General features: G+C 69.5%; 20 protein-coding genes, 1 tRNA gene and 1 pseudogene. 13 read left to right on the top strand and 9 right to left on the bottom strand.

The genetic code is table 11. The features are described 5' to 3' along the window. Positions 1-48: 48 nt before the first annotated feature. The 4 genes from IE212_RS14670 to sp36 all read right to left on the bottom strand — a co-directional run bounded on the left by IE212_RS14670 (position 49) and on the right by sp36 (position 2,456). Entirely contained in the window at positions 49-879 is an 831-nt protein-coding gene (locus tag IE212_RS14670) for an MBL fold metallo-hydrolase (RefSeq protein ID WP_190198248.1), read from the bottom strand. Further along, the gene (locus IE212_RS14665) at positions 876-1,754 is read right to left on the bottom strand and encodes an NUDIX hydrolase (RefSeq protein ID WP_190198247.1); all 879 of its coding nucleotides are present in this window, start codon (positions 1,752-1,754) and stop codon (positions 876-878) included. Before IE212_RS14665 ends, IE212_RS14670 begins: the two co-directional genes overlap by 4 nt. Positions 1,755-1,836: 82 nt before the next feature. Beyond that, positions 1,837-2,298, bottom strand: a complete 462-nt coding sequence (locus IE212_RS14660; protein WP_190198246.1) for a RidA family protein — start codon at positions 2,296-2,298, stop codon at positions 1,837-1,839. After that, positions 2,298-2,456 carry a Sp36 family protein gene (gene sp36 / locus IE212_RS14655; protein ID WP_003991873.1) on the bottom strand — a complete coding sequence of 53 codons (159 nt, stop codon included), beginning with the start codon at positions 2,454-2,456 and terminating at the stop codon, positions 2,298-2,300. The genes IE212_RS14660 and sp36 overlap by 1 nt, the downstream gene beginning before the upstream one ends. 128 nt (positions 2,457-2,584) lie before the next feature. Here sp36 and bagA point away from each other — a divergent pair, with 128 nt between their 5' ends. Together bagA and bagB are read left to right on the top strand one after the other, a co-directional pair. Further along, a complete protein-coding gene (bagA, locus tag IE212_RS14650) occupies positions 2,585-3,562 on the top strand; it encodes an ATPase BagA (protein WP_190198245.1) in 978 nt (325 codons plus the stop codon). Between the two features lie 70 nt (positions 3,563-3,632). Then, complete coding sequence (gene bagB, locus IE212_RS14645; protein ID WP_190198244.1) at positions 3,633-5,066, top strand: ATPase BagB; 1,434 nt, start codon at positions 3,633-3,635, stop codon at positions 5,064-5,066. A 78-nt stretch (positions 5,067-5,144) separates the two neighbouring features. On the opposite strand, the gene wblA is transcribed toward bagB, so the two are convergent. Continuing rightward, positions 5,145-5,483 carry a transcriptional regulator WblA gene (wblA, locus tag IE212_RS14640; protein ID WP_190198243.1) on the bottom strand — a complete coding sequence of 113 codons (339 nt, stop codon included), beginning with the start codon at positions 5,481-5,483 and terminating at the stop codon, positions 5,145-5,147. Positions 5,484-5,891: 408 nt separating this feature from the next. On the opposite strand from wblA, the gene IE212_RS14635 reads away from it, so the two are divergent. After that, positions 5,892-8,174 carry a transglycosylase domain-containing protein gene (locus IE212_RS14635; RefSeq protein WP_190198242.1) on the top strand — a complete coding sequence of 761 codons (2,283 nt, stop codon included), beginning with the start codon at positions 5,892-5,894 and terminating at the stop codon, positions 8,172-8,174. 207 nt (positions 8,175-8,381) lie between these two features. Here the strand turns inward: IE212_RS14635 and IE212_RS14630 are convergent, their stop codons facing one another. Beyond that, positions 8,382-8,846, bottom strand: a complete 465-nt coding sequence (locus IE212_RS14630) for a GatB/YqeY domain-containing protein (RefSeq protein WP_190198241.1) — start codon at positions 8,844-8,846, stop codon at positions 8,382-8,384. Between the two features lie 134 nt (positions 8,847-8,980). Between IE212_RS14630 and IE212_RS14625 the strand changes: the two genes are divergently transcribed. The 3 genes from IE212_RS14625 to IE212_RS14615 all read left to right on the top strand — a co-directional run bounded on the left by IE212_RS14625 (position 8,981) and on the right by IE212_RS14615 (position 10,925). Continuing rightward, positions 8,981-9,907: a metallophosphoesterase gene (locus tag IE212_RS14625; protein ID WP_190198240.1), complete on the top strand. Its 927-nt coding sequence runs from the start codon at positions 8,981-8,983 to the stop codon at positions 9,905-9,907. Between the two features lie 126 nt (positions 9,908-10,033). Beyond that, positions 10,034-10,819: a Pr6Pr family membrane protein gene (locus IE212_RS14620; RefSeq protein ID WP_190198239.1), complete on the top strand. Its 786-nt coding sequence runs from the start codon at positions 10,034-10,036 to the stop codon at positions 10,817-10,819. A 32-nt stretch (positions 10,820-10,851) separates the two neighbouring features. Further along, positions 10,852-10,925 (top strand) — tRNA-Pro (locus IE212_RS14615). Between the two features lie 133 nt (positions 10,926-11,058). Here the strand turns inward: IE212_RS14615 and IE212_RS14610 are convergent. The 3 genes and pseudogenes from IE212_RS14610 to IE212_RS14600 form a co-directional block, all read right to left on the bottom strand. Continuing rightward, positions 11,059-12,222, bottom strand: coding sequence for a zinc-dependent alcohol dehydrogenase (locus IE212_RS14610; protein ID WP_190198238.1), 1,164 nt, complete (start codon positions 12,220-12,222; stop codon positions 11,059-11,061). Next, entirely contained in the window at positions 12,219-13,157 is a 939-nt protein-coding gene (locus IE212_RS14605) for an SRPBCC family protein (RefSeq protein WP_190198237.1), read from the bottom strand. The genes IE212_RS14610 and IE212_RS14605 overlap by 4 nt, the downstream gene beginning before the upstream one ends. Positions 13,158-13,363: 206 nt before the next feature. Then, positions 13,364-13,592 (bottom strand): annotated as a pseudogene (locus IE212_RS14600) (hypothetical protein); the annotation flags it as partial. Between the two features lie 184 nt (positions 13,593-13,776). On the opposite strand from IE212_RS14600, the gene IE212_RS14595 reads away from it, so the two are divergent. The 7 genes from IE212_RS14595 (at position 13,777) to IE212_RS14565 (ending at position 21,167) form a co-directional block, all read left to right on the top strand. Continuing rightward, positions 13,777-14,610, top strand: coding sequence for a PIG-L family deacetylase (locus IE212_RS14595; RefSeq protein WP_190198236.1), 834 nt, complete (start codon positions 13,777-13,779; stop codon positions 14,608-14,610). Between the two features lie 159 nt (positions 14,611-14,769). Beyond that, entirely contained in the window at positions 14,770-15,396 is a 627-nt protein-coding gene (locus IE212_RS14590; protein WP_229864305.1) for a hypothetical protein, read from the top strand. A 240-nt stretch (positions 15,397-15,636) separates the two neighbouring features. Beyond that, entirely contained in the window at positions 15,637-18,405 is a 2,769-nt protein-coding gene (gene haaT, locus IE212_RS14585; protein ID WP_190198235.1) for a cyclophane-containing RiPP biosynthesis TPR protein HaaT, read from the top strand. A gap of 127 nt (positions 18,406-18,532) precedes the next feature. Beyond that, on the top strand, positions 18,533-18,736 hold the full coding sequence (gene haaA / locus IE212_RS14580; protein ID WP_190198234.1) for a HaaA family cyclophane-containing RiPP peptide: 204 nt from the start codon (positions 18,533-18,535) through the stop codon (positions 18,734-18,736). Positions 18,737-18,749: 13 nt separating this feature from the next. Next, positions 18,750-19,904 carry an FxsB family cyclophane-forming radical SAM/SPASM peptide maturase gene (locus IE212_RS14575; RefSeq protein WP_190198233.1) on the top strand — a complete coding sequence of 385 codons (1,155 nt, stop codon included), beginning with the start codon at positions 18,750-18,752 and terminating at the stop codon, positions 19,902-19,904. Positions 19,905-19,995: 91 nt separating this feature from the next. Then, entirely contained in the window at positions 19,996-20,475 is a 480-nt protein-coding gene (haaN, locus tag IE212_RS14570; RefSeq protein ID WP_190198232.1) for a cyclophane-containing RiPP N-acetyltransferase HaaN, read from the top strand. A gap of 164 nt (positions 20,476-20,639) precedes the next feature. Next, positions 20,640-21,167: a hypothetical protein gene (locus IE212_RS14565; protein WP_190198231.1), complete on the top strand. Its 528-nt coding sequence runs from the start codon at positions 20,640-20,642 to the stop codon at positions 21,165-21,167.

Here is a 21,167-nt window from a genome sequence, read left to right as displayed (position 1 = left end):
GGCCCCGTCTCCTCACGAGACGGGGCCCGACGTCGTACCCGGACACGGTCAGATGAGCCCGTGCTCCTTCAGATAGTCCAGCTGCGCCCGGACCGACAGCTCCGCCGCCGGCCACAGGGAGCGGTCCACGTCGGCGTAGACGTGGGACACGACGTCGGCGGGGGTGCGGTAACCGTCCTCGACGGCCGTCTCCACCTGGGCCAGGCGGTGGGCGCGGTGGGCGAGGTAGAACTCGACGGCGCCCTGGGCGTCCTCCAGGACCGGGCCGTGGCCCGGGAGCACCGTGTGGACACCGTCGTCGACCGTGAGGGAGCGCAGGCGCCGCAGGGTGTCCAGGTAGTCGCCGAGGCGGCCGTCGGGGTGGGCCACGACCGTCGTGCCGCGGCCGAGGATCGTGTCGCCGGTCAGGACCGCCCGGTCCGCCGGCAGGTGGAAGGAGAGCGAGTCGGCGGTGTGGCCGGGGGTCGGTACGACCCTCAGCTCCAGGCCCCCGGTGGTGATGACGTCCCCGGCGGCCAGGCCCTCGTCGCCCAGCCGCAGCGCCGGATCGAGGGCGCGCACGCGCGTGCCGGTCAGTTCGGCGAAGCGGGCGGCCCCCGCCGCGTGGTCCGGATGGCCGTGGGTCAGCAGGGTGAGGGCGACCCGCCTGCCGGACTGCTCGGCCGTGGCGACGACACGGCGCAGGTGCCCGTCGTCCAGCGGGCCCGGGTCGACCACGACGGCCAGGTCCGAGTCCGGCTCGGCCACGATCCAGGTGTTGGTGCCGTCCAGGGTCATCGCCGACGGGTTGGGCGCCAGGACGTTGACGGCCCGCGCGGTGGCGGGACCCGACAGGACCCCGCCACGGGGCTGGCCGGGAAGGGCGCTTGCGTCCGTCATGCGGGGGCTCCACCGGTCGGGGCGGTCGGGATGTGCTTGGTGAACTCGTCGTGGCCCGGCCAGGAGAGCACGATCTCGCCGTCCACCAGGCGGGCGGTGGCCAGCACGGGCGTGAGGTCGCGCCCCGGGGCGTCCGCGAGCGCCTGGGCGGCGCTGCCGTACGCGGTCAGCTGGCGCAGGGTCGCGATGGTCGGCGGCATCATCAGCAGCTCGCCCCTGTCGTACCCGGCCGCGGCCTCGCCCGGGTCGATCCACACCGTGCGGTCCGCCTCCGTCGAGGCGTTGCGGGTGCGCTGCCCCTCGGGGAGGGCGGCCACGAAGAACCAGGTGTCGTAGCGGCGGGCCTCGAACTCCGGGGTGATCCAGCGGGTCCAGGCGCCGAGCAGGTCGGAGCGCAGGACCAGGCCGCGGCGGTCCAGGAACTCGGCGAAGGACAGGTCCCGGGCGACCAGGGCGGCGCGGTCGGCCTCCCAGTCGGCGCCGGTGGTGTCGCCGACGACCGAGTCGGGTGTCTCGCCGGCGAGCAGTACGCCCGCCTCCTCGTACGTCTCCCGCACGGCCGCGCAGACGATCGCCTGGGCGGCCGTCTCGTCCACGCCGAGCCGGTCCGCCCACCACACGCGCGTGGGGCCCGCCCAGCGGACGTGGCGGTCGTCGTCCCGGGGGTCGACGCCGCCGCCCGGGTACGCGTACGCGCCTCCGGCGAAGGCCATGGAGGCGCGTCTGCGCAGCATGTGGACGGCGGGACCGGTACGGGTGTCCTTCAGGAGCATGACGGTGGCCGCGCGCTTCGGGGTGACCGGGCTGAGCGTGCCGTCCGCGAGTGCGCGGATGCGGTCCGGCCACTCCGGGGGATACCACTGACCGTTCGCCATGGTCGCGAGGCTATCTGCTGACGGGCGGATGTTCGAGTGGCTCCGGTGGGCTGACTCCGCAGCCGGGACTGCCGGAAGGGACCTACGCGAGCTCGACCTGGATCTCGACCTCCACCGGCGCGTCCAGCGGCAGCACCGCGACGCCCACCGCGCTGCGTGCGTGCACGCCCTTGTCGCCGAGGACCTCCCCGAGCAGCTCGCTCGCGCCGTTCAGCACCGCGGGCTGGCCCGTGAAGTCCGGGGCCGACGCGACGAAGCCCACGACCTTCACGACACGCGCGACGCGGTCCAGGTCACCGGCGACCGACTTGACGGCGGCCAGGGCGTTCAGCGCACAGGTGCGCGCCAGCTCCCTGGCCTCCTCCGGGGTGACCTCCGCACCGACCTTGCCGGTGAGCGGAAGCTTGCCGTCCACCATCGGGAGCTGGCCGGCGGTGTAGACGTACGGCCCGGACTGCACGGCCGGCTGGTAGGCCGCGAGCGGCGGGACCACGTCGGGCAGGGCCAGGCCGAGCTCGGCCAGCTTCGCCTCGACGGCGCCCACTACTGCTTCTCCCGCTTCAGGTAGGCCACGAGCTGCTCGGGGTTGTTCGGCCCGGGCACGACCTGGACGAGCTCCCAGCCGTCCTCGCCCCAGGTGTCCAGAATCTGCTTCGTGGCGTGGACGAGCAGCGGCACGGTTGCGTATTCCCACTTGGTCATGTGGCCGACTCTAGCCCCTGCCGCAGGGGGCCTCGCGGCCGACCACGGCCCGGCCGCGGGCGGGCCGCGGCCCCGGTTGTCCACAGCCTCCCGCGTAGCCCGGGCGCGGACTGGTTAGGCTCGAATACGTGAGCAGGCTCCAGGTCGTCAGCGGCAAGGGCGGTACCGGTAAGACCACGGTGGCCGCCGCCCTAGCGCTGGCCCTCGCCACGGAGGGGAAGCGGACGCTTCTCGTCGAGGTCGAGGGCCGGCAGGGCATCGCGCAGCTCTTCGAGACGGAAGCGTTGCCTTATGAGGAGCGGAAGATCGCCGTCGCTCCAGGGGGCGGGGAGGTGTATGCCCTCGCCATCGACCCCGAACTGGCCCTTCTGGACTATCTCCAGATGTTCTACAAGCTGGGAGGCGCCGGACGGGCCCTGAAGAAGCTCGGCGCGATCGACTTCGCCACCACCATCGCGCCCGGTCTGCGGGACGTACTCCTCACCGGCAAGGCCTGCGAGGCGGTGCGACGCAAGGAACGCAGCGGGCGGTTCACCTACGACTACGTCGTCATGGACGCCCCGCCCACCGGGCGCATCACGCGGTTCCTGAACGTCAACGACGAGGTCGCCGGTCTCGCCAAGATCGGCCCGATACACAATCAGGCGCAGGCCGTGATGCGGGTGCTCAAGTCGCCGGAGACGGCCGTGCACCTGGTGACGCTGCTGGAGGAGATGCCCGTCCAGGAGACCGTGGACGGCATCGCCGAGCTGCGCTCGGCCCGGCTGCCGGTGGGGCGGATCATCGTGAACATGGTGCGGCCGGAGATGCTGGACGCGGCCGACCTGGAACTCCTGCGGTCGGTCCCGCGTTCCACGGTTGCGAAGTCGCTGTCGTCGGCCGGGCTCGGCGGGGCGCGGCGCGGCGGGCACGCGGAGCGGTTGGTGGACCCGCTGCTCACCCAGGCCGAGGAGTACGCCGAGCGGTACAGGCTGGAGCACGATCAGCGTGCGGTCCTCGCCGAACTGGGCCTGCCGCTGCACGAACTGCCGCTGTTCGCCGAGGGCATGGACCTGGCGGGACTGTACGAACTGGCCCGTGAGCTGCGCGAGCAGGGCGTGTCGTGAGCCCGGCCCGCCGTGGGCCGCGGCACCGCACACAGGCAAGGCCCGTCATGAGTCGGAAGCAGGGGATGTCATGAGTCGTCCGGACCCGGCCCACACCCACGACCCGGCCCGCCGTCTGGCCCCCGCGCGGGTGCTCGACGTCGATCCGCTGCTGGCGGACCCGAAGACCCGGATCGTGGTCTGCTGCGGCTCCGGCGGCGTCGGCAAGACCACGACGGCCGCCGCCCTGGGGCTGCGCGCGGCCGAGCGGGGCCGCAAGGTCGTGGTCCTCACCATCGACCCGGCCCGCCGGCTCGCCCAGTCCATGGGCATCGACTCCCTCGACAACACCCCGCGCCGGGTGAAGGGCATCGACGACTCCGCGGGCGGCGAGCTGCACGCGATGATGCTCGACATGAAGCGCACCTTCGACGAGATCGTCGAGGCGCACGCGGACGGCGAGCGGGCGGCGGCCATCCTGGGCAACCCCTTCTACCAGTCGCTCTCGGCGGGCTTCGCGGGCACGCAGGAGTACATGGCGATGGAGAAGCTCGGGCAGTTGCGGGCCAGGGACGAGTGGGACCTGATCGTCGTCGACACCCCGCCCTCACGCTCGGCGCTGGACTTCCTGGACGCGCCCAAGCGGCTCGGGTCGTTCCTGGACGGCCGGCTGATCCGCCTGCTGACGGCACCGGCGAAGCTGGGCGGCCGGGCCGGGATGAAGTTCCTGAACGCCGGGATGTCGATGATGACCGGCACCCTGGGCAAGCTGCTCGGCGGTCAGCTCCTCAAGGACGTCCAGACGTTCGTGTCCGCGATGGACACCACCTTCGGCGGGTTCCGTACGCGGGCGGACGCGACGTACAAGCTGCTCCAGGCGCCCGGGACGGCGTTCCTCGTGGTCGCGGCCCCGGAGCGGGACGCGCTGCGCGAGGCCGCCTACTTCGTGGAACGCCTGGCCGCGGAGGACATGCCGCTCGCCGGGCTGGTCCTCAACCGGGTCCATGGCAGCGGCGCCGACGGCCTGTCGGCCGAGCGGGCGCTCGCCGCCGCGGAAAATCTTGAAGAGCCCGGCATTGTGGATCAGGAGGGCGGGAAAGAAGGACTTCGTAACTCCCCCGATGTATACGACAGTTCAGACTCTCCCACACCAGAAAGGCCAGCTCGTGCCTCTGCTCCGGCTTCCGATGGTGGCTCCCCCGCCGAGGACGCTGACGACATCGAGGACACCCTGGACACGGCGGACACAGCGGACACAGCGGACGCCGAGCGGTCCATCGACCAGCTCACGGCAGGCCTGTTGAGGCTGCACGCCGAACGTATGCAGCTGCTCTCCCGCGAGCAGCGCACGCGTGACCGCTTCACCGCGCTCCACCCCGAGGTGGCCGTGACAGAAGTGGCCGCACTGCCCGGCGACGTGCACGACCTCGCGGGACTGCGCGACATCGGCGACCGGCTCGCGGCCAACGAGCGCGAGCTTCCCGACCCCGCCGAAGAACCCGACCTGCCCGAGGCGAGTGCCTGAGGGCAGTCCGGCCACGGCGAGGCGATGACGAAGGGCCCGGCAAGGCCCTCGCAGCCGTGGGCTCCCGGAGGGGAGCCCTCAGCTCACCGCCGCGTAGCTCTCGTAGACCGCGTCGTCGTCGAGGGGCAGGACGCCCGTGCCGCGCTCGTACTCCGAGCGCGCGGTCTCCAGCAGCCGGCGCCAGGAGGTCACTGTGGGCCGCCTGCGCAGCAGTGCGCGGCGCTCCCTCTCCGTCATGCCTCCCCACACGCCGAACTCGACGCGGTTGTCCAGCGCGTCGGCCAGGCACTCCGTGCGCACCGGGCATCCGGTGCACACCGCCTTGGCCCTGTTCTGCGCTGCTCCTTGAACGAACAGTTCATCCGGATCGGTAGTGCGGCAGGCCGCCTGCGCACTCCAGTCGGTTACCCAGCCCATACCGGCGCCGTCCTCTCCCGAATCGAGGCTCCCCCACGGCGGCAGCGGCATATTCACCGCTGCCAGTTGAGGACGTTACGGAAGGTGGGCACAGCGCAACACCCCCAGCGGGCCCAATCTTGAATGGCCCGAACGGACTATGGGTAAGCGGCAGATCACCCGGGGGAGTGAGCTGGCGGCATACGTAACCTTCCCGGCAAACCGGGGCAGTTCAGTTGCGTCACAACGGACGCCGTATGACACACAAGGCGGATTCGGACACGACCCCAACAAAAAAGTTGGGGAACACCCAGAACGATTCGGGGTCGCCGGACGTATTGATACGTGGCCTCACTGCTGTGACAGTTGAGAGCAGCTTAGGCCAATGCCTATACGCCTGTCCGGCGAATGAGAACGTAGGCTGCCCTCATGCCAAAGAAGCGCTCGGGCGGTGGCCTGTCACCCACGCAGCAGGCCGCCAAGTTCCTCGGTGTCAGTGTCCTGGCGGGGGCCGTGCTGGCCGGCATCGCGCTGCCCGCGGTGGGCGCGCTGGGGCTGGCGGCGAAGGGATCGGTCGAGAGCTTCGACGAGCTCCCGGCCACCATGAAGACCCCGCCGCTGAGCCAGCGCACCTCGATCCTCGACGCCGACGGCGGCCGGATCGCCACGGTCTACTCGCGTGACCGCACGGTGGTCCCCCTCAAGGACGTCTCGCCGTACATGCAGAAGGCGATCGTCGCGATCGAGGACTCGCGCTTCTACCAGCACGGCGCCGTCGACCTGAAGGGCGTCCTGCGCGCCCTCAACAAGAACGCGCAGACCGGCGGGGTCTCCGAGGGCGCCTCGACCCTGACGCAGCAGTACGTGAAGAACGTCTTCGTCGAGGAGGCCGGCGACGACCCGACGAAGGTCGCGCAGGCCACCCAGCAGACCATCGGCCGCAAGATCCGCGAGCTCAAGTACGCGATCCAGGTCGAGGAGGAGCTCGGGAAGAAGAAGATCCTCGAGAACTACCTGAACATCACGTTCTTCGGTCAGCAGGCCTACGGCGTCGAGGCCGCGGCCCAGCGCTACTTCTCCAAGTCCGCCAAGGACCTGAACGTGCAGGAGGCGGCCCTCCTGGCCGGCATCGTCCAGTCGCCCAGCCGGTACGACCCGGTCAACGACGAGGCTGAGGCCACCAAGCGCCGCAACATCGTGCTGCAGCGCATGGCCGACGTCGGAGACATCTCCCGGGCGCAGGCGGCCGAGGCGATGAAGGCGCCCCTGGGCCTGAAGGTCAAGAAGCCCAAGAACGGCTGCATCACGGCGGTCAAGGGCGCGGGCTTCTTCTGTGACTACGTGCGCGAGGTCTTCCTGACCGACCCGGTCTTCGGCAAGACCAAGGAGGAGCGGGCCAAGCTCTGGAACCAGGGCGGCCTCACCGTCCGCACCACCATGGACCCGCAGGCCCAGAGGTCGGCACAGCGCTCCATCAAGAACCACGTCTACAAGAGCGACGAGGTGGCGACCGCCGCGACCATCGTCCAGCCCGGCACCGGCAAGATCGTCGCCATGGGCCAGTCGCGTCCGTACGGCTTCGGCAAGAACGAGACGCAGCTCAACCTCTCCGTCAACGGCTCGATGGGCGGCGGCATGGGCTACCAGCCCGGTTCGACGTTCAAGCCGATCGTGGCCGCCGCGGCCCTCGAGGACGGCATGCCGGCGAACAAGGTCTACTCCTCGCCCTATCAGATGGCCTACCCGAGCCCGGTCTCGGCCTGTGACGGCAAGCGGTGGGTGAACGACCGCTCCAACCCGGCCAAGCTCGAGAACGAGAACGACTCGGAGGTCGGCCCGTACGACATGAAGGAGGCGACCGCCAAGTCGGTCAACACCTACTACGTCCAGATGATCAGCGACATCGGCATCTGCCCGGTGACGACGATGGCGAAGAAGATGGGCGTCGAGCGGGCCGACGGCCGCAAGATGGACCAGGCGCCGTCCATCGCCCTCGGCACCCAGGAGATGTCCCCGCTGACCATGGCGAACGCGTACGCTACCTTCGCCTCGCGCGGCATGTACTGCACCCCGGTCGCCATCGAGTCGGTCAGCCAGCGCGTCGGCGACCAGAAGAAGTCCCTCGAGGTGCCGAAGTCGACCTGCTCGCGCGCCATGTCCGAGAAGACCGCCGACACGATCAACGCGCTGCTGAAGGGCGTCGTCGAGGACGGCACGGGTTCGAAGGCGGGCCTCAGCGGCCGTCCCAGCGCGGGCAAGACCGGTACGACGGACGAGCGCTACGCCGCCTGGTTCGTGGGCTACACGCCGAACATGGCCGGCGCGGTGTGGGTCGGCGACCCGGCGCACAAGCGGAAGATGTCCGGCATCACCATCGGCGGTCGGCCGTACGGCAAGGTCTTCGGTGGTGAGGTCCCCGGCCCGATCTGGCGCGACATGATGTCCGGCGCGCTGGAGGGCAAGCCCGTCGAACAGTTCAACGACGTCCACATCCCCGACGGCATCGACCGGGACCGCGACGACGAGGACCGCGGCGACGAGGGCGACAACGACAACGACAACGACGGCTTCATCGGCGGCCTGGTCGGCGGCAACAACAACGGCGGCGGGGGCGGCGAGGCCTTCCCGACGCCATCGTTCTCCATCCCGGAAGGCTTCTTCCGGGGGCAGGGCAACGGGGGCGGGAACGGGAGCGGCGGGCGCTTCGGCTGAGCCCGGCGGTGTGACTGTGTGAACGAACAGGGCGGCCCCCTCTTCTTCCCGGCCGGGGAGAGGAGGGGGCCGCCCTTGTATGACTGAGTGGGTCAGTCTTGTATGGCTGACTGGGTCAGCCCTTGGTGGACTGACTGGGTCAGCGCTGGTCCGGCTGACTGGGTCAGCCCTGGTCCGGCCGACTGGGTCCTGGTCCGGCTGACTGGGTCAGCCCGCCAGCAGCTTCTTCACCACCGCGGCGACGCGGCCGCCCTCGGCCTGCCCGGCCACCTTCGGGTTCACGATCTTCATGACGGCACCCATGGCCCGCGGCCCCTCGGCACCTGCGGCCCTGGCCTCCTCGACGGCCTGGGCCACGATCTGCCGCAGCTCCTCGTCCGACAGCTGCTTGGGCAGGTAGCCGGCGAGCACCTCGCCCTCCGCCTTCTCCCGCTCGGCCTGCTCGGCACGACCACCCTGCGCGAAGGCCTCGGCCGCCTCGCGCCGCTTCTTCGCCTCCCGGGTGATCACCTTCTGCACCTCGTCGTCGGAGAGCTCGCGCTTCTCCTTGCCCGCGACCTCCTCCTTGGTGATCGCGGCGAGCGTCAGCCGGAGCGTCGAGGAGCGGAGCTCGTCGCGCTCCTTGATCGCGGCGTTGAGGTCATCCTGCAGCTTCGACTTGAGCGTGGTCATGGGGTCGATTGTCGCAGGTGCGGGCGGAAGGGCGCCCGTGATTTGCGGGGCGATGGCTCCGGTACCGGGTGCGGGCAGGGAGTTTCGGGCATCGCCCGGCACGGGCAGCGCCCGGGGTCTGACACGATGGACGCATGCGCGCGCGATACGGAGTTCCCCTGGGAATCGCGGCGGCTGGCGCCGCCGGTCTGTTGTACTCGGCGGGTTTCGAGGCCCGCTCGTTCCGCCTCCGCCGGGTGACCGTCCCGGTCCTGCCGTCGGGGATGCGTCCCCTGCGCGTGCTCCAGGTCTCGGACATCCACATGGTCAGCGGCCAGCGCAAGAAGCAGCGCTGGCTCCGCTCGCTGGCCGGCCTGCGCCCCGACTTCGTGATCAACACGGGCGACAACCTCTCCGACCCGGAGGGCGTCCCGGAGGTCCTGGACGCGCTCGGCCCGCTGATGGAGTTCCCGGGCGCGTACGTCTTCGGCTCGAACGACTACTACGGTCCGACTCTGCGCAACCCCGCCCGCTACCTGCTCGAGAAGGTCCAGGGCCGTCACGGCCTGAACGGCAACCCGCCGGTCGTCGGCGCGGTGCACAACCCGTGGGAGGACATCCGGGACTCCTTCGACGCGGCGGGCTGGCTCAACCTGACCAACACACGCGGCACGCTCAAGATCGAGGGCGTCTCGCTGGAGCTGACCGGCCTGGACGACCCGCACATCAAGCGGGACCGCTACGACCAGGTGGCCGGCGGCCCGTCGGACTCGGCGGACTTCTCGATGGGCGTCGTCCACGCCCCGTACCTGCGCACCCTGGACGCCTTCACGGCCGACGCGTATCCCCTGATCCTGGCCGGTCACACCCACGGCGGCCAGCTGTGCATCCCCTTCTACGGCGCCCTGGTCACCAACTGCGACCTGGACACGGACCGCGTCAAGGGCCTGTCGACACACACGGCGGAGGGCCGTACGTCGTACCTGCACGTGTCGGCGGGCTGCGGGACGAGCCGCTACACACCGGTACGGTTCGCGTGCCCGCCGGAGGCGACATTGCTGACGTTGGTGGGCCGGGAGTAATCGGGGCGGCGGTCGCCCGGGCGACGGGGGCCACTGGGCGGGTCGGGGCAGGTGGAACGCCTCGGAGTAACCCACACAGCCCCACCCACATAGCCCAGTATGTCCGCTTCTGTCAGCTTGGGTGGCATGACCGCCCCGATACCCAGGGACATACCGGACCTCCCAGCGATTCCGGGCAAGCCCGCACTGAAGCCCTCCCCTGTCCCCGCCACGGCCGTCGTCCCCCCGGTCCGCCGCCCGGCGGCCGCGGCCTTCCGCCTGCTGATCGCCCTCGCGGCGGCACTGGGCGTGACACTCGAACTGCTTCTGAGTGACTGGTCCCGCGCCCTGGGCTACTTCGCGATCCAGGCCAACATCCTTCTCGCGCTGGTCATGGCCCTCTCAGCCCGCCGCGCCTGGACAGCCGGTCGCCCTCTCCCAGCGGCCGTACTGGGCGCCACCCTGTTCTACGTCGTCATCGTGACCCTCGTGCACCACCTGCTCCTGGCGAACCAGGGGAGCCCCTTCGCCCTCACGGGCGAGGCCGCGGCCCCAGCGGGCCTGCGGGCCGTGACCCACCACACGCTCCACACGGCGACGCCGATCGCGGCCGTACTGGACTGGCTCCTGCTCACGACTCCCGGCCGGTTCCGCATGCGCCAGACCAGCACCTGGCTCCTCTACCCCCTGGCCTACCTGGCCTTCTCCCTCATCCGAGGCGAACTGCTCCTCCCGGGCACCCCCGACCGCTACCTCTACCCCTTCCTGGACGTCGACCATGACGGCTACCGGAAGACCCTCGGCAACGCCCTCCTCCTGGGCCTCGCCTGCTACGCCCTGGCGGTCCTCCTCGTGGCCCTGGACCACGCCCGCCCGAACCTCGTCCGTCACCGCTGGAAAACCGGATTTCGTCTCCAGCCACCGGTGGGCTAAAGTAAACGTCGTCGCCGCGACAGCAGCGACATCGGGGTGTAGCGCAGCTTGGCAGCGCGCTTCGTTCGGGACGAAGAGGTCGTGGGTTCAAATCCCGCCACCCCGACAGAAACACCAGGTGAGGCACCTACCGAATTCGGTTGGTGCCTCACCTGCTTTTCGTCTGCGTGTCCATCTGCGTGACTACTGGTTCCCGCGTCCCTACGGCCGCTGCGGATCAGCACCGACGATCGCTTCCCTCACGGTGTGAGGACGACCTTCTCGCAGTGGTCCTTCTTGTTCTTGAACAGGTCGTAGCCGGTCGGTGCCTCGGTCAGGGGCAGCCGGTGGGTGATGATCCGGGTGGGGTCGATCTTGCCCTGCTCGATCATGCCCAGCAGCGGTCGCATGTACCTCTGCACATGGCACTGGCCGGTCCGCAGGGTCAGTGACCTGTTCATCCAGGCACCCGCCGGGAACTTGTCGATCATCCCGCCGTAGACGCCGATGACCGAGACCACGCCGCCGCTCCGGCAGGACATGATGGCCTGGCGCAGGGCGTGCGGCCGGTCGGTCTCGGAGCGGACCGCCTGCTTGGCCCGGTCGTAGAGGTCGACGTGGGAGGCGCCGTGTGTGGCCTCCATGCCGACCGCGTCGATGCACTTGTCGGGGCCCCGGCCGCCGGTGAGTTCGAGCAGGGCGGACCGTACGTCGGTGTCCTCGAAGTCGATGGTGGTGTAGCCCTGGGCGGCGGCCATGTCGAGGCGGTAGGTCTCCTTGTCGATGGCGATGATCTTTTCCGCGCCCAGGACCCGGGCGCTGTCCATGGCGAACTGGCCGACCGGCCCGGCGCCCCAGACGGCGACGACGTCACCTTGCTTGATGTCGCACATGTCGGCGCCCATGTAGCCGGTGGGCAGGATGTCGGACAGGAAGAGCACCTGCTCGTCGGTCAGGTCCGACTCGATCTTGAGGGCGTTGGTGTCGGCGAGCACCACCCGCGCGTACTCGGCCTGGCCGCCGGCGAAGCCGCCGGTGAGATGTGAGTACCCGTAGATGCCGCAGGTGGGATGACCGAACATGCCGGCGTTGGGGTTGCTGTTCTCGCAGCACGAGTACAGCTCCGCGCGGCAGGACGCACAAGCGCCGCAGGCGATGGGGAAGGGCACCACGACCCGGTCGCCGACGCGCAGTCTGCCGTCACTGATACCGGGGCCGACCTCGACGACCTCTCCCATGAACTCATGGCCCAGGATGTCGCCCTTCTCCATGGTGGGCACGTAGCCGTCGACCAGATGGAGGTCGGAGCCGCAGATCGCCGTCGAGGTGATTTTCACGATGGCGTCGCGGCTGTTCAGGATCGAGGGGTCGGGGACGTCCTGCACCTCGACCGAGTTGCGCCCCGTCCAGCAGTTGGCCTTCATGACAGGGCCTCCTTCAGTTCGTCCACGGTCAGCGGCCGGGCCGGGTGCTGCGGGAACTCACCGCGGGCCCGTTTGCCGCCGGGTGCGCCCTCGGAGCGGACGACCTCACCGGTTTCCGCGATCTGCTTGAAGCGGCGTAGGTCGTCGTCCAGCTGCTGGTGCGGCTCCTCGCCGAAGTAGCGCGCCGCCGCCTTGCCCAGCGGCCCCCCGGGCAGGTCGTAGCGCAGGGACACCCGTATCTCCGTGCCCTGGCCGCCTGGGGCCGGCACGAAACGGGCTTCGCCGGAGTTGTCGATGTCGGCACCGTCCACCGACCGCCACGCGATCAGCTGGCCCGGGACGTCCTGAGTGATCTCGGCGTCCCATTCGACTGTCCTGCCGAACGGTGCGCTGGCCTGCCAGTGGCTGGTGCGCGGGCCGGTCACGTGCACCTCGTCCAGGTGCACCATGAAGTCCGGCAGTCGCTCCAGGTCCTTCCAGAGGGTGTACGCCTCGTCCGGGGATCGGGTGACGGTGGTGGCCGCGGTCAGTTCCATGGGGGTGCTCCTGCGAGTGCGGGTCACGGCCGCGTAGACGTCTGTGGCGGTGACGGCGGTGACCGCGGCCGTCGCGGCGACGGTGCGTCCGAGGCCGCGACCGTTGTGGTTCTTCAAGGCCCGGGCGAGCATCGTCAGATCCATCAGGTCACCACCGACGCGACCCCAGAGCCAGACGGGATGCGGCCGTCCCAGCAGCCCGGTCGCGGCCGCCAGTTCGCGCACACCGACGGCTGTCGTGGCCGATCGGTGCCGTGGGGCGTCGCCCACGCCCAGGGCCCTCGCGAAGCCCGCCGGGGCGACGACCTGGGGCACGCCCAGGAGCGCACTGGCCCAGCCGAGGCGACGTACGAGCGGATCGTCTCGCAGGCGGGAGGTGGAGCGGGTGTCTGTTGTCATCAGTGCTCCTCACGTCCGGTGAGGTGAATGGAAGGCGAGCCGCTTCACGGTCGTTTCACCCGGCCCGCCGGGCAGAACCTCGGTGCTCCGGCGGCGTGCGGTGCGGGTCCCCGCCCACCTACAGCCCAAACAGGTGCTTATCGTGTGAATCAGCCACATTTCCCGCCAGGGCGAGCACCGATCAGAGACGGCACCTCCGGCTCTGATCACCTGCTGATCACCTGCTGATCACCGTCATCCTCAAGCATGCGACGACGTTCCTGTTCACGCTTGGAATACGCGGCTGCCCGGATCCCCTCGTCTCGCCATGGAGGCGTACACCTGGCCGTTGAGGGTGAAGAGCGCCCACACCAAGTTGATGACCAGCAACCCCGCACAGCAGACGAGCACCCCGATACCCACGGTCACGACCGTCGACGCGTTGTGCAGAGGCGCTGAGACATGCGGCGCGCGGGAACAGCGGGTCCGGCCGGCACTGTTACATCGACAGAGGGACCGGCGCCGCACGGGCGGGAACTCGGGGACCACAAGGTCGTCTGCCCCGGCAGGGTCCGGCCCCGAGATCGCGGTACGCACGCCGCACACCGGACCAGACGTATCTCTGCAGGAGGACTGCTTGATGACTGACCGGCCCCTGACGCTCATGGCGGTGCACGCTCATCCCGACGACGAGGCCACCGGAACCGGAGGGGTCCTCGCGCGGTACGCGGCGGAAGGCATCCGCACGGTCCTCGTGACGTGTACCGACGGCGGTTGCGGTGACGGACCGGGGGGTGTCAAGCCGGGCGATCCCGGGCACGATCCGGCGGCCGTCGCACTGATGCGCCGTCAGGAACTCAAGGCGAGTTGTGACGTCCTGAAGGTCAGCGATCTGGAGATGCTGGAGTACGCCGACTCCGGGATGATGGGCTGGCCGAGCAACGACGCCCCCGGATCGTTCTGGCAGACCCCCGTCGAGGAAGGCGCGGCCCGACTCGCGGAACTCATGCGGCACTACCGACCTGATGTGGTCGTCACCTACGACGAGAACGGCTTCTACGGCCACCCCGACCACATCCAGGCCCACCGCATCACGATGGCGGCGCTGGAGATGACCGCGCTGACACCGAAGGTGTACTGGACCACGGCGCCCCGCTCGATGATGCAGCGGTTCGGCGAGATCATCCGTGAGTTTCATCCGGACATGCCGGAGCCGGACCCTGCCGAGGCCGCCGCGATGGCCGAGATCGGCCTCCCTGACGATGAGATCACCACGTGGGTGGACACCACCGCGTTCAGCGGCCAGAAGTTCGACGCGCTGGCCGCGCACGCCAGTCAGGGCGAGAACATCTTCTTCCTCAGGATGGGCAAGGAGAGGTTCGGCGAGCTGATGGGCGTGGAGACCTTCGTACGTGTCAAGGACGCCACCGGCGCCGCCGTACCCGAGAACGATCTCTTCGCCGGACTGCGCTGATCCACTCATCCGGAGCGAAGCCCCGGAGCGCTCAGCCGGCACCGGCCAGTGCGGAATCAGCCCGGCGGATTCGGACCGAACCGCAGGGCGTTGAGCCGTAGACCTCGGCGGTCAACGCGAGGTCCGGCCGTTGTGCGCGCCCGCGGGGGAGGAGATCGCATGCAGGACCCTTCGGACTCGACGGAGATCGCCGGGCCTGAGGAGAACGGCCGGAGCAATACCGCCGACTTACCTGTTGTGGACGATCCGACGTCCGACTCGGACATCGACTCGACGACGGCGACGACCCTACGTGTCCTCGGCTTCCCCGACCAGCTCGATGACCTTGGTCCAATTTCTGCGATCGTCGGCGGAGCGAAGGAGAAGTTGGCGGCAGCGAGGGACAAGGCTGCGGCAAAGACACTGGTCGCCGTCACGGATCGCCGCATCATCACGGCCAAGACGAATATATTGCTTGAGCAAGCCGACATCCGTCAGGACATCTCGATTGACCACGTGCGATACGTCCGAGCAACGATCACACACGACAAAAGTTCGCGCTTGGCGATCGACCTCATCACGCGCGACGAGAACATCCGGTGGCTCTTCCACGCCGATGTAGACAACACTCAAGTGGACGCGCTCGCCGCCGTGCTTGCCGAGTCGATGACGATCCCGGACGTTGAACGCGATGAGCTGCAACGGCGGCGCTGCGCCCACGTCGAGGCGGGCGAGAAGGGCGAGAGTACTGGCAGGAGGTCTACCGAACCGGCTGAATCGGAGGCCACGACCCGCGATGCCGAGTAGGTCCCGAGTGGACTTCTGATGGTGCGGTGGCCGTGGGCGGGCGCGCCTTGCGGCAGCTGGCGCACCTCCTGGCTCAGACGCGCCCTTGACCAAGGTCTACGAGGATTGTTCCGTTAGGGAAGTTGGGGCGTTCTACTCGGGGGTTGCCTTCGTGACCAGGTCGGTTGGCAGTGCGTGGTGTCTCGTCAGCGGCACCAGGGGTGAATCGGCCGCTCCCCTGACTGCTGCTGGAGCCTTTGTATGAGGCTCCGGCGCGGGATCGCGATCGCCGTCGTCGCCGGAGGCGGCGCTGTGACCACCATGCTGGTCGGGCTCGTCACGAACGCCGTGTCCGATGAGTCGCGGTGGCCGGGCTGGCTGGGGTGGTTACAGGAGCACGCGTGGTTCTCGTTCGTCGTGTTGGGTGTGACGATGGCGGGGCTGACGGCCCTGCTCGCGGGACTCTCCGAGACTCGGCCTCCCGCCCTTCCGGAGCGACCGGAGGATGGAGCCGGGCCACCGGGGGCCGCCCAGGTGCTGCGTTCGTTGCCGCGTGACAGCGCCGCGTTCACCGACCGTGCCGCGGAGCTGGAGCGGCTGGTGGGCTCGGTGCGGGCCTCACAGGAGCGTGGTGAGGGGCTGCCCGTTCACGTGATCGACGGCATGCCCGGAGTTGGGAAGACCACCTTCGCCGTGCACGCAGGCCACCTGCTCTCCGAGCGTTTCCCCGACGGACAGCTTTTCGTGAACCTCAACGGGCACACGCCGGGGCGTACTCCGGTGCAGGCCGGCGAGGCGCTCGCCTCGCTTCTCGCGGCCGCCGGCGTGCCGACGCAGCAGATTCCCGTCGGTGACGACGTCGGAGCGGTCACCGAGGCCCGGGCCGCCATGTGGCGGAGCAGGCTCGCGGGCAAGAAGGCGCTGCTGATTCTCGACAACGCGGCCAGCTACCGACAGTTGGAGCCACTGCTCCCCGGTGGGAGCGGGTGTCTGGTGTTGGTGACCAGTCGCAAGCGGCTGGTGGCGAACGAGGAGGTGGTCATGTCGGTGGACGCACTGCCGCCGGATCACGCGGTCGAACTCTTCGTGCGGCTCAGTGGGCGGCGGGCCGACGCTCTCGGCCGGAATGTGGTGGACGAGTTGGTGCGGCTGTGCGGGTGTCTGCCGCTGGGGGTGTCGCTGCTCGCGGCACGGCTGCGGCACCATCCGTCCTGGACCGCCGAGGACCTGCGCGGGCGGCTGGTGGCGGCGCGGGACCGCCTGGGGGAGCTGCGCGCCGGGGAACGCGCCGTCACCGCGACGTTCGACCTCTCCTACCGGGACCTCGCACCGGAGCGTCAGCGCTTCTTCCGACAGCTCGGGGTCTTCCCCGGCACCGATCTCGACCCGCACGTCGGTGCGGCTCTTGCTGAGGTCTCCGTCGTGGTGGCCCGTCGGCACCTTGAGGCGCTCTACGACGACCACCTGATCGACGAGCAACCGGGAAGTCGCTACCGGCTGCACGATCTCTTGCGCGACTACGCTCGCGGTCTCGCCGCCGAGGGAGACAGCATGGACCATGTACAGGCCGTCCGGCGCGTGTGCACCTACTACCTGGCCGCTCTCGCCGTCGCGAACGGGCACACCGTGCGCAGCGGAGCCGCGGTGCCACCGGCGCCGGACGACACCTCGCGGGTGGAGACGCCGGTCCTGGAGTCGCGGGCGGATGCCCTGAGCTGGCTGGAGACCGAGCGGGCCAACATCCTGGCCTGCGTCCGTCGGGCGAACGGCCTCGCCCTGTACGACCTCGTGGTCCGACTCGCCGCAGCCATGGCGCCCTTCCTGCGCCAGGCCGGCCCCTGGGACCAGGCCGTCGCGCTCCATCGGACCGCCGCCGAGGCCGCCCGCCACACCGGCGACCAGCGGGCGCGGGGCGATGCCCTCGCCGAGCTGGGTGTCGTACGCCGCTTCATGGCGGCCTACCCACAGGCGATCGAGGCCCTCAACGACGCCGTGACGGCGTACGAAGCGGTCGACGACCGGCGTGGCAAGGCCGAGGCACTGAACCAACTCGGCATCGTCTGGTACCTGACCGCGGACAACGAGGACGCGGCCCGCGCCCAAACCGATGCCCTCGCCCTCTACCGTGAGCTGGGGTACCGGCTCGGGCAGGCGAACGCGCTCGCGGATCTCGGCATGACACACCGGCAGATGAGCCAGTTCGAGGCGGCGGTGGAGGCGCAGAGCGAGGCCCTGGCGATCTACCGAGAACTAGGTGACCGGTACGGGGAGGCGAACTCCCTGCGGGACCTGGGTGTCGTGCACTGCCTCATGGGCGCGTACGACCTGGCCGCGCGGCACCACCAGGCAGCTTTCGGCATCTACCTGGAGCTTGACGACCGTGTGCACCAGGCTTACGCGCTGAACGAGTTGGGTGTCGTCCGACGGCTGACCGGGGATACGGAGGGAGCGCGGACGGCACACAGCCAGGCCCTGACGCACTTCACCGAGCTCGGTGAACGGTTCGGCCGCGCGAACAGCATCCGTCACCTTGGCGTCGTGGAGCGTGTGACCGGGGATGCGGCAGAGTCGATCCGACTTCTGGAGGAGGCCCTGGGCGCCTACCGCGAACTCGGCAGTCGCGGGGGTGAGGCCGCCTCGCTGAGCGAGTTGGGCTTGGCGCGCGGCATCGTCGGTGAACGCGAGGGCGCGGTCCAGGCGTTGCAGCGCGGTTTGGAGATCATGCGGGGCCTGGGCGATCGGTGCGGCGAGGCAGAGGTACTCAACCACTGGGGGATGCTGCTGCTCACCTCCGATGAAGCGACGGCCGCCCGTGGGCACTTTGGTCAGGCGCTCACGCTCGCGCGGGACATCCGCTGCCCGCTGGAGGAGGCGCGGGCGCTGGAGGGCATCGGCCGCTGCGACTGGACGATCCACGGACCTGGTAACGGCGTGGACTCGCTGCGAGCCGCCGTGACCGTGTACCGGCAGTTGGGAGCGAGCGCGTCCGTGGACGACATCGAACGGTTGCTGGTGTCGCGGTCCGGCTGACGCCGACCATGTGGCCGAATTTCCTGTGCTGGCTGGGTCGTTGAGGATGCTACGTTTCCGGGTGATCTGTCGCTTAAGCCCCATCGCACCGTGCCACTTCCGGCACGTACCTCACGAGGAGCGTTGAATGCCGTCACCCGCGTCCGTCACCGAGCCACGCATCATCACGCCCGCCGGCCCGGCGTCTGCGGAGCCGACGGCGGTCGGCACGGCCGTCCTGGACCGCGTGGCCGCCCGTGTCCGGCAGCGGCTGGAGGCCGAGGAGGGCGCGACGAGCCGGGTCGGCGACGGCGCCCACGCGGCCTCGCTCATCTGGCCCTGGCCGCTGTGAGCACGTCCGCTCGATGACAGAACCCGAAGGCCCCGTTCCTTTCCAGACGTTCATCCTCAAGGTCGCCAACCGCTGCAACATCGACTGCGACTACTGCTTCGTCTTCAACTCCAAGGACCAGGCTGCGCGGCGCCTGCCCGCCCGAATGGACCTCGCTGTGGCCCAGGCTGCGGCCCGACGGATCGGTGAACACGCCTCCGCACACCGACTTCGGACCATCCACGTCGTCCTGCACGGTGGAGAGCCGCTTCTCGTCGGCGTCGGACACATGGCTGGTCTGTTGCAGGTCGTCGGGGACAGCGTGCCGACCGGGACCCGGGTCCTTTTCGAGCTCCAGACCAACGGGACTCTTCTCTCCGATACGTGGCTGGACCTCTTCGAACGGTACGAGGTTGCGGTCGGCGTCAGCCTCGACGGGCCGCCGCATGCCAATGACCGGCACCGGCTGACGCACGCCGGGCGGTCGAGCGCCGCCTCCGCCGTGCGCGGCATCGAACTCCTGCGGTCGCGGCCACACCTGTTCGCGGGGCTGCTCGCTGTCGTGGACCTGGCCAACGACCCCGTGGAGGTCCACGACTACCTGGCGGTGTTCGAACCGCCGGTGATCGACTTCGGCCTCCCGCACGCGACCCACGACGACCCGCCGCACCGCTCCGACCCGACTGTGCCCGAGTACGGGCTGTGGATGAGCAGGGTGTACGACGCCTGGCTCGCCCGGCCCGAATACGGACACACCGTCCGGATGCTGGAGGACATCGTGGCCCTCAGCTCTGGCGTGCGGAGCTCGGTGGAGACGCTCGGCCTGGCCCCGCCGACGAGCGTCGTGATCGAGTCCGACGGCTCCATCGAGGCCGTGGACACCCTGCGGTCGGTCGAGGAGGGCGCCACCTGGCTCGGACTCGACGTCCTCCGCCACTCCTTCGACGAAGCTCTGTCCCATCCGAAACTGCTGCACAGGCAACACGGCAGGGAAGCGCTCGCCGAGCAGTGCCGCGCCTGCCCACTGGTGGACGTGTGCGGCGGTGGCTACCTCCCACACCGCTTCAGCGAAGCTCAGGGCTACCGGAATCCGTCCGTCTACTGCGCGGACCTGGAGTACCTCATCCGACACGTCCAGAGCTCCGTGCGGCAGCACGGCTGGGACCCCTACGCGCAGTCGTCGTCGTAGACGCGTGTGCCGTACCGCCACCGGGGATCACGCGTTGGAACGAACGAGTGCAGCAGCGACCGAAGCTACCGAGGAACGACAGGAGGCGCCGATGAGCGTGACGATCCGCCCTGCGGAGAAGCGGGACGTCCCGGCCGTGGCCGAGCTGATCGAGGAGATCGAGCGGTTCTACGGCGCGACCGACACGAGTATCCAGCCGCTGGAAGAACGCCGGACCCAGGTCGAAGAGGCGCTGTTCGGCTCGCCGCCGCTGGCCTCCGCGCTGCTCGTCGAGGATGAGAGCGGGGACATCACCGGACTCGCCGCCTACTCGTTCCTCTGGCCGGCCGCCGGCTCCTCGCACTCCCTGTTCCTCAAAGAGCTGTATGTCCGTGACACGGTCCGACGGCAGGGCATTGGTGCCCGCCTCATGGACGAACTCCGTGCCATCGCCGCGGCGCGCCCCGGGTGCAGCCGCGTGGAATGGATGACCGACAGCGACAACCCGGGGGCACGGGCGTTCTACAAGTCACTCGGCTTCGCCGAGTTCGACGGGAAGATCGTCTACCGAGTCGACTCCGGCACCGCCTGAGGATGGTACGAGGCCAGTGGAAGTAGAGCGCTGCGACAAGTGCGGCAGCAAGATCGTCATCGGGCTCGGTTGCGAGTGTCCACCGGGCTCGTCCGCGTCGGCGTCAGCCATGTAGGGGCAGCTACTACAGGTAGATCACCAACTAGCAGAAGGGCAGCGGAGTCATGGCGCTCCTCGCCGAATACAGCTGCAAGGCCAAACCGGCCCGACGCGTCGTGGAGGTCTACGACGCCGACGCCTTCCTCAGCGACGACGACGCCATGGAAGCCGCCCGCAGGCAGGTGGTGGCCGGCAACGGCTACCACCTGTACATCCTCAGCCTGCAACCCGACATAGACGTTGAGGTCGCCATCCGTGTCTGGGACGCTCCGCCCGCACCTCCCGTCGAAGCGGAAGGTCATGCCCCGGTGAGTATCGAGTCCGAGACCGGCGTCCTCGTCGTCAACCAACTTGAGTACGGGCCCGCCGGAGAAATGACCCTGCCCCGACCGGGCGTCTACGAAGGCCATACCTGGTGGGAAGGCCGCAAGGCGACCGCCGAGTACTACGACAAGACCCTCGACCTGCTCACCGACGACTCCCCGGCCGGCCAGTTGACCGAAGCCTGGGACAACTGCCCCGTCACCGAACGTTACGTCCTCGACCTCGCGTACGTCCGCGAGCCCGAACCCGTCGATGACGACGACCTCTGA

Origin of the sequence: Streptomyces djakartensis, assembly GCF_014651075.1 — a bacterium.
Taxonomy (GTDB): Bacteria; Actinomycetota; Actinomycetes; order Streptomycetales; family Streptomycetaceae; genus Streptomyces; species Streptomyces djakartensis.
The sequence above is the reverse complement of the archived record's forward strand: the minus strand, read 5'-3'. Positions and strand labels throughout refer to the sequence as shown.

What these genes read in the sequence shown, in the direction of transcription:
- IE212_RS14670 (WP_190198248.1), bottom strand. Translation starts at nt 879, where the DNA reads ATGACGGACGCAAGCGCCCTTCCCGGCCAGCCCCGTGGCGGGGTCCTG.
- IE212_RS14665 (WP_190198247.1), bottom strand. Translation starts at nt 1,754, where the DNA reads ATGGCGAACGGTCAGTGGTATCCCCCGGAGTGGCCGGACCGCATCCGC.
- sp36 (WP_003991873.1), bottom strand. Translation starts at nt 2,456, where the DNA reads ATGACCAAGTGGGAATACGCAACCGTGCCGCTGCTCGTCCACGCCACG.
- bagB (WP_190198244.1), top strand. Translation starts at nt 3,633, where the DNA reads ATGAGTCGTCCGGACCCGGCCCACACCCACGACCCGGCCCGCCGTCTG.
- wblA (WP_190198243.1), bottom strand. Translation starts at nt 5,483, where the DNA reads ATGGGCTGGGTAACCGACTGGAGTGCGCAGGCGGCCTGCCGCACTACC.
- IE212_RS14635 (WP_190198242.1), top strand. Translation starts at nt 5,892, where the DNA reads ATGCCAAAGAAGCGCTCGGGCGGTGGCCTGTCACCCACGCAGCAGGCC.
- IE212_RS14630 (WP_190198241.1), bottom strand. Translation starts at nt 8,846, where the DNA reads ATGACCACGCTCAAGTCGAAGCTGCAGGATGACCTCAACGCCGCGATC.
- IE212_RS14625 (WP_190198240.1), top strand. Translation starts at nt 8,981, where the DNA reads ATGCGCGCGCGATACGGAGTTCCCCTGGGAATCGCGGCGGCTGGCGCC.
- IE212_RS14620 (WP_190198239.1), top strand. Translation starts at nt 10,034, where the DNA reads ATGACCGCCCCGATACCCAGGGACATACCGGACCTCCCAGCGATTCCG.
- IE212_RS14610 (WP_190198238.1), bottom strand. Translation starts at nt 12,222, where the DNA reads ATGAAGGCCAACTGCTGGACGGGGCGCAACTCGGTCGAGGTGCAGGAC.
- IE212_RS14605 (WP_190198237.1), bottom strand. Translation starts at nt 13,157, where the DNA reads ATGACAACAGACACCCGCTCCACCTCCCGCCTGCGAGACGATCCGCTC.
- IE212_RS14595 (WP_190198236.1), top strand. Translation starts at nt 13,777, where the DNA reads ATGACTGACCGGCCCCTGACGCTCATGGCGGTGCACGCTCATCCCGAC.
- IE212_RS14590 (WP_229864305.1), top strand. Translation starts at nt 14,770, where the DNA reads ATGCAGGACCCTTCGGACTCGACGGAGATCGCCGGGCCTGAGGAGAAC.
- haaT (WP_190198235.1), top strand. Translation starts at nt 15,637, where the DNA reads ATGAGGCTCCGGCGCGGGATCGCGATCGCCGTCGTCGCCGGAGGCGGC.
- haaA (WP_190198234.1), top strand. Translation starts at nt 18,533, where the DNA reads ATGCCGTCACCCGCGTCCGTCACCGAGCCACGCATCATCACGCCCGCC.
- IE212_RS14575 (WP_190198233.1), top strand. Translation starts at nt 18,750, where the DNA reads ATGACAGAACCCGAAGGCCCCGTTCCTTTCCAGACGTTCATCCTCAAG.
- haaN (WP_190198232.1), top strand. Translation starts at nt 19,996, where the DNA reads ATGAGCGTGACGATCCGCCCTGCGGAGAAGCGGGACGTCCCGGCCGTG.
- IE212_RS14565 (WP_190198231.1), top strand. Translation starts at nt 20,640, where the DNA reads ATGGCGCTCCTCGCCGAATACAGCTGCAAGGCCAAACCGGCCCGACGC.